The sequence below is a fragment of the Pseudomonas sp. Mb7 genome (assembly GCF_054790525.1).
Map to the genome: position 1 here is coordinate 1,356,062 of NZ_CP186501.1, position 7,817 is coordinate 1,363,878.

The following is a 7,817-nucleotide window of genomic DNA, read 5'->3' on the forward strand; positions in this document are numbered from 1 at the left end:
CGCATACGCCAATCACCCCACGAATTACGCCAAATGCCCAAAGCCATCCACGTACTCGCGTTTGCCAACATGCAGATCCTCGACGTCACCGGCCCCTTGCAGGTGTTCGCCTCGGCCAACGACATCGCCCGTCAGCGCGGCTTGCCGATCCCGTATGCGCCGAGCGTGATTGCCAGCGGCGGCGGGGCGGTGATGTCGTCGGCGGGGTTGGCGGTGTTGGCCGAGCCGTTGCCGCAACTGCCCAGCGACACGTTGATCATCGCCGGTGGCTGGGGCATTTATCCGGCAGCCGAAGATGTGCTGTTGGTGGATTGGGTGCGCGAACACGCCGGCAAATGTCGACGCGTGGCCTCCGTGTGTACGGGGGCATTTCTGTTGGCGGCGAGCGGCTGGCTCGATGGCCGCCGCGTGGTTACCCACTGGACTCGCTGCGAACAACTGGCACAGCAACATCCGAATTTGCACGTCGAGGCCAATCCGATTTTCATCAATGACGGCCCGGTCTGGACCTCGGCGGGGGTCACGGCCGGCATCGATCTGGCCTTGGCCATGGTTGAAGAGGATCTGGGCAGCGACATCGCCCTGGACGTCGCCCGGCACCTCGTGGTGTTTCTGAAACGTCCGGGCGGGCAATCGCAGTTCAGCGTGACCTTATCCTTGCAGAATCAGGGCAATCGCTTTGATGAACTGCACGCGTGGATCGCCGAAAACCTCACCTGCGACCTTGGCATCCCGACCCTCGCAGAACAAGCCGGGATGAGCGAACGCAGTTTCGTCCGCCACTACCGCGCCGACACCGGCCAGACCCCGGCGCGGGCGATCGAATTGATTCGCGTCGAAACCGCCCGGCGCTTGCTCAGTGACACCGGTTTGCCGGTCAAACGCATCGCCGCCAATTGCGGTTTTGGCAGTGAAGAGACGTTGCGGCGCAGCTTCCTGCGGGCCATGGGGGTAACTCCGCAGGCTTATCGGGAGCGGTTTTCGGTCAAGGCTGGAGCAGATCCAGTGATGCCTTGAATCAAGCCTCAGCTTCCGCCACCTGATTAAAATACTTCGTCCGATCCGGGGTAAACGTCACCCGCATCTTCGTCCGCGAACACGTCAGCGCACGTTCTGCACTCAAATCAATATCCAGATCCTCACCGCGCAAGCCTTGCCACTGCGCCAGATACTTCAGCGAGCCAAATTTCTCGTTTTTCTTCAGGCTGCGGCTCACGCCACCTTTCCAGCCGAGCACGGGCAGTTCGCCGGCGAGACATTTTTGCGCGAGGTCGGGGAAGCGGGTGGCGCGCTGGCGGCCGATTTCCCAGCACTTGATCAGGCCTTTGTCCGCGGCTTCCCAGAGTTGGGTGCGGGTCAGGCCGCTGCGAAGCGGCGTGTCGATGGTGCGCTGGACGTGCTGGGACATTCTGGTTCCTTGAATTCGGGTTTTATTGGACAGCTCCGCTGTGCCCGTTGCGGTGGATGGTAGGGGTGGATGTAACAGCTGGCAACAGGGTATTTCCGGGTGTGACTGCGAGTTGCAGGGCAGACACGGTTCAGGGGATGTTGACCATTTGTAGTCTTACGGCAGTTGAAAACTGTGCTGAGGGAGCTTGCTCCCGCTCGGCTGTGCAGCAGGCGCAAAGTCAGGCAACCCGGTGCTTCAGTGGGATTGGGGAGGCAGGTTTCAGGGCCGCTTCGCGACCCGGCGGGAGCAAGCTCCCTCGCCATAGGGGGTGGGAGTGAGCCTGCTTTTGCGTAGGTGTCAGTCCTACAATTGGCTGTTGATGCGGACTATTTCCTACAGCCTTTGGTGACAATTACGGCTGCCAGTAACTCTTTTCCCCACTCAACTTGCGATCGAGAAAACTCGCCGCACTGATCAACGCCAGATGCGTCAAGGCTTGCGGGGTATTACCCAAGTGCCGGCCATGGGCGTCGAACTCTTCGGCGTAGAGACCCAGCGGATTGGCATAGCGCAGCAATTGCTCAAACTCCAGATGGGCTTTTTCAACCTGCCCCGCACGAGCCAGGCATTCGACATACCAGAACGAACACGCGGCAAAGGCGCCTTCAGTGCCGGCCAGGCCATCGATATTGCTGTCGTCATTGCGATAGCGATACACCATGCCGTCGCGCACCAAGGTCTTTTCGATGGCCGCAAGGGTCGACAGCCAGCGCGGATCCTTGGCGCTGACGAAACGCACCAACGGCATCAACAACATCGAGCCATCCAGCGCGGTGCCGCCCTTGTACTGGACGAAATGCCCGCGCTCCTCATTCCAGAAGTTGTCCCAGATGTCGGCGTAGATCGCCTGCCGGGTCGAGTCCCATTGCGCAAACGGTGCCGGTAGCGAGCGTTTCGAGGCCAGGCGAATCGCCCGGTCCAGCGCTACCCAGCACATCAGCCGCGAGTGCAGGAAGTGATGCTGCTCACCGCGCATTTCCCAAATGCCGACATCGGCGGTCTGCCACGTTTCACAGACTTGATCGACCACTTCGCGCACATGTTTCCAGCCCTCGTGGGAAATTGCGTCGCCGTATTTGTTGACCAGATACACCGCATCCATCAGCTCGCCGAAGATATCCAGTTGAATCTGATCGTAAGCGCCGTTGCCGATGCGCACCGGTTGCGCACCGCCGTGACCGGACAGGTGCGACAGCTCGGTTTCCGGCAATTCCTGACGACCATCGATGGTGTACAGAATGTTCAACTTCATCGGCTTGCCGCAGCAGTCGCTGACCCGTCCGCGCAGCCAGCCCATATAGGCGTTGGCCTCGCCGACAAAGCCCAGGCGCATGAACGCGTACACCGTGAACGAGGCATCGCGGATCCATGTGTAGCGGTAGTCCCAGTTACGTTCGCCGCCCGGCGTTTCCGGTAGACCGAAAGTGGCGGCGGCGAGAATGGCGCCGTGTTTGCGTGAGGTCAGCAGCTTCAACGCGAGGGCCGAGCGGTTGACCATTTCCCGCCAGCGCCCGCGGTAAATCGACTGACCGATCCAGTCGCGCCAGAACTTCAATGTGCGTTCCATGCACAAGTGTCCGGCGCCTTCGGCGAATCGTGGATCATCGGTCGCCCCGAGCATGAACGCCGCCGTTTCATTTTGCTTGAGCGTGAATTGTGCCACCGCCGCTTGCGCGTCGATCTGCATCGGCTGGTCCGAAGCCAGGCGCAGTGACGGTTGGCCGGAAGCGCTAAATGTCACGTCTTGTTGATCCATCTGAGCTCGGGTGTCGGCTCGGGCGTAATCGTGGCGCACGGCGCAGCGCATGGTGAAAGTCGCTTCGCCGCTGACCACGCGCACCCGACGCATCAACAGCGGCAGGTCATCGGCGTTGTCCGCCACTGGCAGCAGATCGGTGACTTCGACCACGGCGCGTTCACTCAGCCAGCGGGTTTGCAGAACGTTAGTGTCGGGCAGGTAAATCTGTTCGCGGCGGGCGTCGGGCAAGTCCGGCGCCAACTGGAAAATCCCCGCGTCCGGGGTGTCCAGCAACGAACAGAAAATCGACGGACTGTCGAACTCCGGCCAGCAGAAAAAATCCACACTGCCACGGTCGTTGATCAGTGCCGCGCTGCGCATGTCGCCGATGATGCCGTGGGCGTCGATTGGGCTTTGTCGTTCCAGGTGATGCTCAGCCATTGCCGCGAAACTCCGGATAGAGGCTCATGCCGCCGTCGATGAACAGGGTGGTGCCAACGATGTAATCGGCGGCATCCGAGGCGAGAAAGACCACGGCGTTGGCGACGTCTTGCGCGTCGCCGATGCGCCCGTAGGGAATCAGATCAAGCAGCTTTTCGCCGGCAGCGCCTTCGGTGGCATCTTTATTGATCGCCGTGCGAATCGCCCCCGGCGCGATGCCGTTGATGCGAATGCGTTGGTGGCTGACTTCCTGTGCAAGGGTCTGCATCAGCTGATCGACACCACCCTTGGACGCGGCGTAATTGACGTGCCCGGCCCAGGGAATGCGCTGGTGCACCGAACTCATGTGGATGATCTTGCCGGCCGCGCGGGACACGCCTTCACGAACGCCCTGGCGATTGAAAATCCGCAGGGCAGCGCGGGCGCAGAGGAACTGCCCGGTGAGGTTGACGCCGATCACCGCGTTCCAGTCGTCGAGGGTCATGTCCACAGCGGCGGCATCTTTTTGCATACCCGAGTTGGCCAGCAGAATATCCAGCGAACCGAAGGCATCGATGGCCGCCGAGAACAGACGCTCAACCTCGTCTTCCTTGGAGACATCAGCGCGAATGGCGATGGCCTGCCCACCGTCAGCAATGATTTGCCGGGCCAGTGCTTCGGCAGGTTCTGCCTGGCGGTTGTAGTTGATGACCACTGCCGCGCCGGCAGCGGCCAGGGCTTTGGCGCACGCGTGGCCGATGCCGGAGCTGGCGCCGGTGATCAGGGCTGTTTGTCGGGCGAGGGAAATATGCATGCAAAATCGCGCCTTGAGTGAGGGCCTACATAGCTGACCGGTTGCCAATAGTGAGAGTTCATTCGGCAGAAAGGGCTATGGTGATTTCGCCGACGCTTTCGCGAGTAGGCTCGCTCCCACACTGGATCGGCGTCGTACACAAATCCTCCTGTGGGAGTGAGCCTGCTCGCGATGGAGGCTTCACATTCCACCAACAATTCCGCGCTTCCACGCCACCCGACCCTATGGCAACTTGGCGGCCCTTGATGAGGCTGCAGTCCATGGCAAACCCCTACCGCGAATTGTTCAACGCCCCCGGCGCACGGAATTTTGTCCTGGCCGGAATGATCGCGCGCATGCCGATCTCCATGACCGGTATCGGCGTGATCACCATGCTGTCGCAGTTGAAGGGCGGGTATGCGCTGGCCGGCGCGGTGGCGGCAACCTTTGCCCTGGCCACAGCGTTTTGCGCGCCGCAGGTATCGCGTCTGGTTGACCGTTATGGGCAGCGACGCATTCTGCCGGTATCGGCATTGATCGGCGGCGGGGCACTGCTGATGTTGCTGCTGTGCACGCGGTTGCAGGCGCCGAACTGGACGCTGTTTATCTTTGCCGCGCTGGCCGGGTGCATGCCGAGCATGTCGGCGATGGTGCGGGCGCGCTGGACGGAGATCTATCGCGGCCAACCGCAGTTACAGACGGCTTATGCGCTGGAGTCAGTACTCGATGAAGTCTGCTTTATCGTCGGTGCGCCGCTGTCGGTGGGGCTGTGCGTGACGCTGTTTCCCGAGGCCGGACCACTGGCGGGACTGTTGATGCTGGCGGTCGGCGTCACCGCGTTTGTCGCCCAGCGCAGCACGGAGCCCTCTGTGCATCCGCATGAGCCACACCATCAAGGCTCGATCATTCGCTCCACGGACATGCAATGGCTGCTGTTGTTGATGACCGCCATGGGCGTCATCGTCGGCGTGATCGATGTGGTCAGCGTCGCGTTCGCCCAGCAACAGGGGCAGCCGGCGGCAGCGAGCATCGTGTTGTCGGTGTACGGAATCGGTTCTTTCCTGTCCGGTATTGCGTTCGGTGCGATGCGCTCGAAGCTGCCGTTGCCGCAGCTGTTTTTGTACGGTGGAGTGGCGACGGCGGTGACGACATTGCCGCTGTTGCTGGCGAGCAATATTGTTGGATTGTCGGTGGCGGTATTCGTCGCCGGGCTGTTCTTCTCACCGACGCTGATTGTGGCGATGGCGTTGATCGAGCGCATTGTGCCGCCGGCCAAGCTCACTGAAGGCCTGACCTGGCTGGTGACCGGTTTGAGTATCGGCGTGGCGGTGGGCGCCGCCGGCGCAGGTGCGCTGGTCGATGCCTTCGGCGCGCGCAGCGGCTTCTGGCTGGCGATTGCTGCCGGGGCGGTAGTCCTCGCATCGGCGGTGCAGAGTTTCCGTCATTTGAAGTGATCGGCTAACCGACTAATTCCCGCGCTATCTCATCCGTTCTCTTTTACAGATAACCCTATTGAGGTAAACGCGGTGACAAAGCTGACACTGCTGTGCCTGCCCTATTCGGGCGCCAGCGCCATGGTCTACAGCCGCTGGCGGCGCCAACTGCCATCGTGGCTGCACTTGCAACCGGTGGAACTGCCCGGGCGCGGTGCCCGTTTCGACGAACCCCTGCAGATCGACATGCGTGCGCTGGCCCGGCAACTGGCCCGCGAGCACAAGGCTGGCTTGCAGGCGCCTTACGCACTGTTCGGGCATAGCCTCGGCGCGCTGCTGGCGTGCGAGATGGCGCATGCCTTTCGCGAACTCGGAGTACCGGAACCGGTGGCGTTGTTCGCTTCCGGTACTGCTGCGCCGACGATGCGCAGTGACTACGATCGCGGCTTTGCCGAAGCGCGCAGCGATGAGGAATTGATCGATCAACTGCGCACCTTCCAGGGCACCAGCGAAGAAGTATTGGCCAACAAAGAACTGATGAGCCTGACCCTGCCGGTGCTGCGCGCGGACTTCATGATGTGCGGGCGTTTCACGCCGGCGCAGCGGCCGTTGCTCAATTGCCCGGTGCACGTGCTGGGCGGCAAGGAAGACCGCGCGACCACCGAGCAACTGATCGGCTGGAGCAAGGAAACCCTGGGCAGTTTTTCCGTGGACATGATGACCGGTGGGCATTTCTTCATTCATGAACACGAAGCCCGGGTCATCCGCACGATCAAGACCCATCTGGAAGTCCATCACCGCCGTCATGCGCAGGCTACGGCACCGGCGTTTTAGCGCGCGGTTCACCTATCGAGTGATTACAGGAGGCCAGTCATGGCTGTTGCTGTGGGATTTTCCGTTCGGCCACTGCTGCCGCAACGGGGGCGCTTGCCGTTGTTGGTGGAAGCGACCGATGCGGACACTGACTTGTTGGCGGTGTTCGATGAATTGAAAGAACTGGTGGACGAGCATCTGCTGCGCGACGGCGGGCTGCTGTTTCGCGGCTTCCGTCTGAACGGTGCCGAACAGTTCCGGCAGTTCGCCGCCAGTTTTGGCCATCCGCTGTTGAACTATGAATTCGGCTCGACACCGCGCACCAACGTGACGCAGGGCGTGTACACCTCGACCGAATACCCGGCGCACCAGAGCATTCCGCTGCACAACGAGCAGGCTTATTCCCGCGACTGGCCGATGAAGATCTGGTTCTACAGCATGATCGCCGCCAAGTCCGGCGGCGAGACGCCGATTGCCGACAGCCGTGAAGTTTATCGGCGCATTCCGTTGGCAATTCGCGAGCGCTTCGTCAGCAAAGGGCTGATGTATGTGCGCAACTTCGGCAACGGCTTGGATGTGGCTTGGGAAGACGTGTTCAACACCGACGATCGCGAGGTCGTCGAGGCCTACTGCAAGGCTCACGGCATTGTCTGCGAATGGAAGGACGACGGTGAATTGCGCACCCGCCAGACTTGTCAGGCGGTGGCGGTGCATCCGGTGACCGGCGACAACGTCTGGTTCAATCAGGCGCACCTGTTCCACATTTCCAACCTGCAAGCGGAAGTGCGCGAAAGCCTGCTCGATATCGTCGACGAAGAGGACTTGCCGCGTAACGTCTATTACGGCGATGGTTCGGCGATTGAAGACGAGGTGCTGGCGCAGATTCGCGCGGTGCTCGATGAGTGCGCGATCAGTTTTCCTTGGCAGGAGGGCGATGTGCTGATGCTCGACAACATGCTCTCGGCGCACGCGCGTTCGCCATTCGAGGGGCCGCGCAAAGTGATTGTCGCCATGGCTGAAGGGCATTCACAGGGGCCGCTCTGAGCAATCCCCACGCCTGGTGGTAAAGCAGCCGAAGCCGGTCTCGTACCGGCTTCGGCGTTTGTGTGCCTACCGTCGGGCCGCTGTTGCGCCAGCGCGCTAAATCATCACGTTTGTCATTCGTTCTTG

The 7,817-nt window shown here is 61.4% G+C and carries 7 protein-coding genes; 4 read left to right on the forward strand and 3 right to left on the reverse strand.

Translation table 11 applies throughout. The annotated features are described in order from the left end of the window. Positions 1-33: 33 nt before the first annotated feature. Entirely contained in the window at positions 34-1,017 is a 984-nt protein-coding gene (locus ACOYXH_RS06245; RefSeq protein ID WP_095047704.1) for a GlxA family transcriptional regulator, read from the forward strand. 1 nt (position 1,018) lies between these two features. On the opposite strand, the gene ACOYXH_RS06250 is transcribed toward ACOYXH_RS06245, so the two are convergent. The 3 genes from ACOYXH_RS06250 to ACOYXH_RS06260 form a co-directional block, all read right to left on the reverse strand. Beyond that, positions 1,019-1,408: a hypothetical protein gene (locus ACOYXH_RS06250; protein ID WP_095124858.1), complete on the reverse strand. Its 390-nt coding sequence runs from the start codon at positions 1,406-1,408 to the stop codon at positions 1,019-1,021. 394 nt (positions 1,409-1,802) lie between these two features. After that, positions 1,803-3,629 carry a glycoside hydrolase family 15 protein gene (locus tag ACOYXH_RS06255; RefSeq protein WP_460410378.1) on the reverse strand — a complete coding sequence of 609 codons (1,827 nt, stop codon included), beginning with the start codon at positions 3,627-3,629 and terminating at the stop codon, positions 1,803-1,805. Beyond that, positions 3,622-4,422: a glucose 1-dehydrogenase gene (locus ACOYXH_RS06260; RefSeq protein WP_093431918.1), complete on the reverse strand. Its 801-nt coding sequence runs from the start codon at positions 4,420-4,422 to the stop codon at positions 3,622-3,624. The genes ACOYXH_RS06255 and ACOYXH_RS06260 overlap by 8 nt, the downstream gene beginning before the upstream one ends. 260 nt (positions 4,423-4,682) lie before the next feature. On the opposite strand from ACOYXH_RS06260, the gene ACOYXH_RS06265 reads away from it, so the two are divergent. The 3 genes from ACOYXH_RS06265 to ACOYXH_RS06275 all read left to right on the forward strand — a co-directional run bounded on the left by ACOYXH_RS06265 (position 4,683) and on the right by ACOYXH_RS06275 (position 7,691). Then, positions 4,683-5,855: an MFS transporter gene (locus tag ACOYXH_RS06265; RefSeq protein WP_095047701.1), complete on the forward strand. Its 1,173-nt coding sequence runs from the start codon at positions 4,683-4,685 to the stop codon at positions 5,853-5,855. A gap of 72 nt (positions 5,856-5,927) precedes the next feature. Then, positions 5,928-6,668, forward strand: a complete 741-nt coding sequence (locus tag ACOYXH_RS06270; protein ID WP_095047700.1) for a thioesterase II family protein — start codon at positions 5,928-5,930, stop codon at positions 6,666-6,668. A 39-nt stretch (positions 6,669-6,707) separates the two neighbouring features. Then, the gene (locus ACOYXH_RS06275) at positions 6,708-7,691 is read left to right on the forward strand and encodes a TauD/TfdA family dioxygenase (RefSeq protein ID WP_095047699.1); all 984 of its coding nucleotides are present in this window, start codon (positions 6,708-6,710) and stop codon (positions 7,689-7,691) included. Positions 7,692-7,817: the final 126 nt, after the last annotated feature.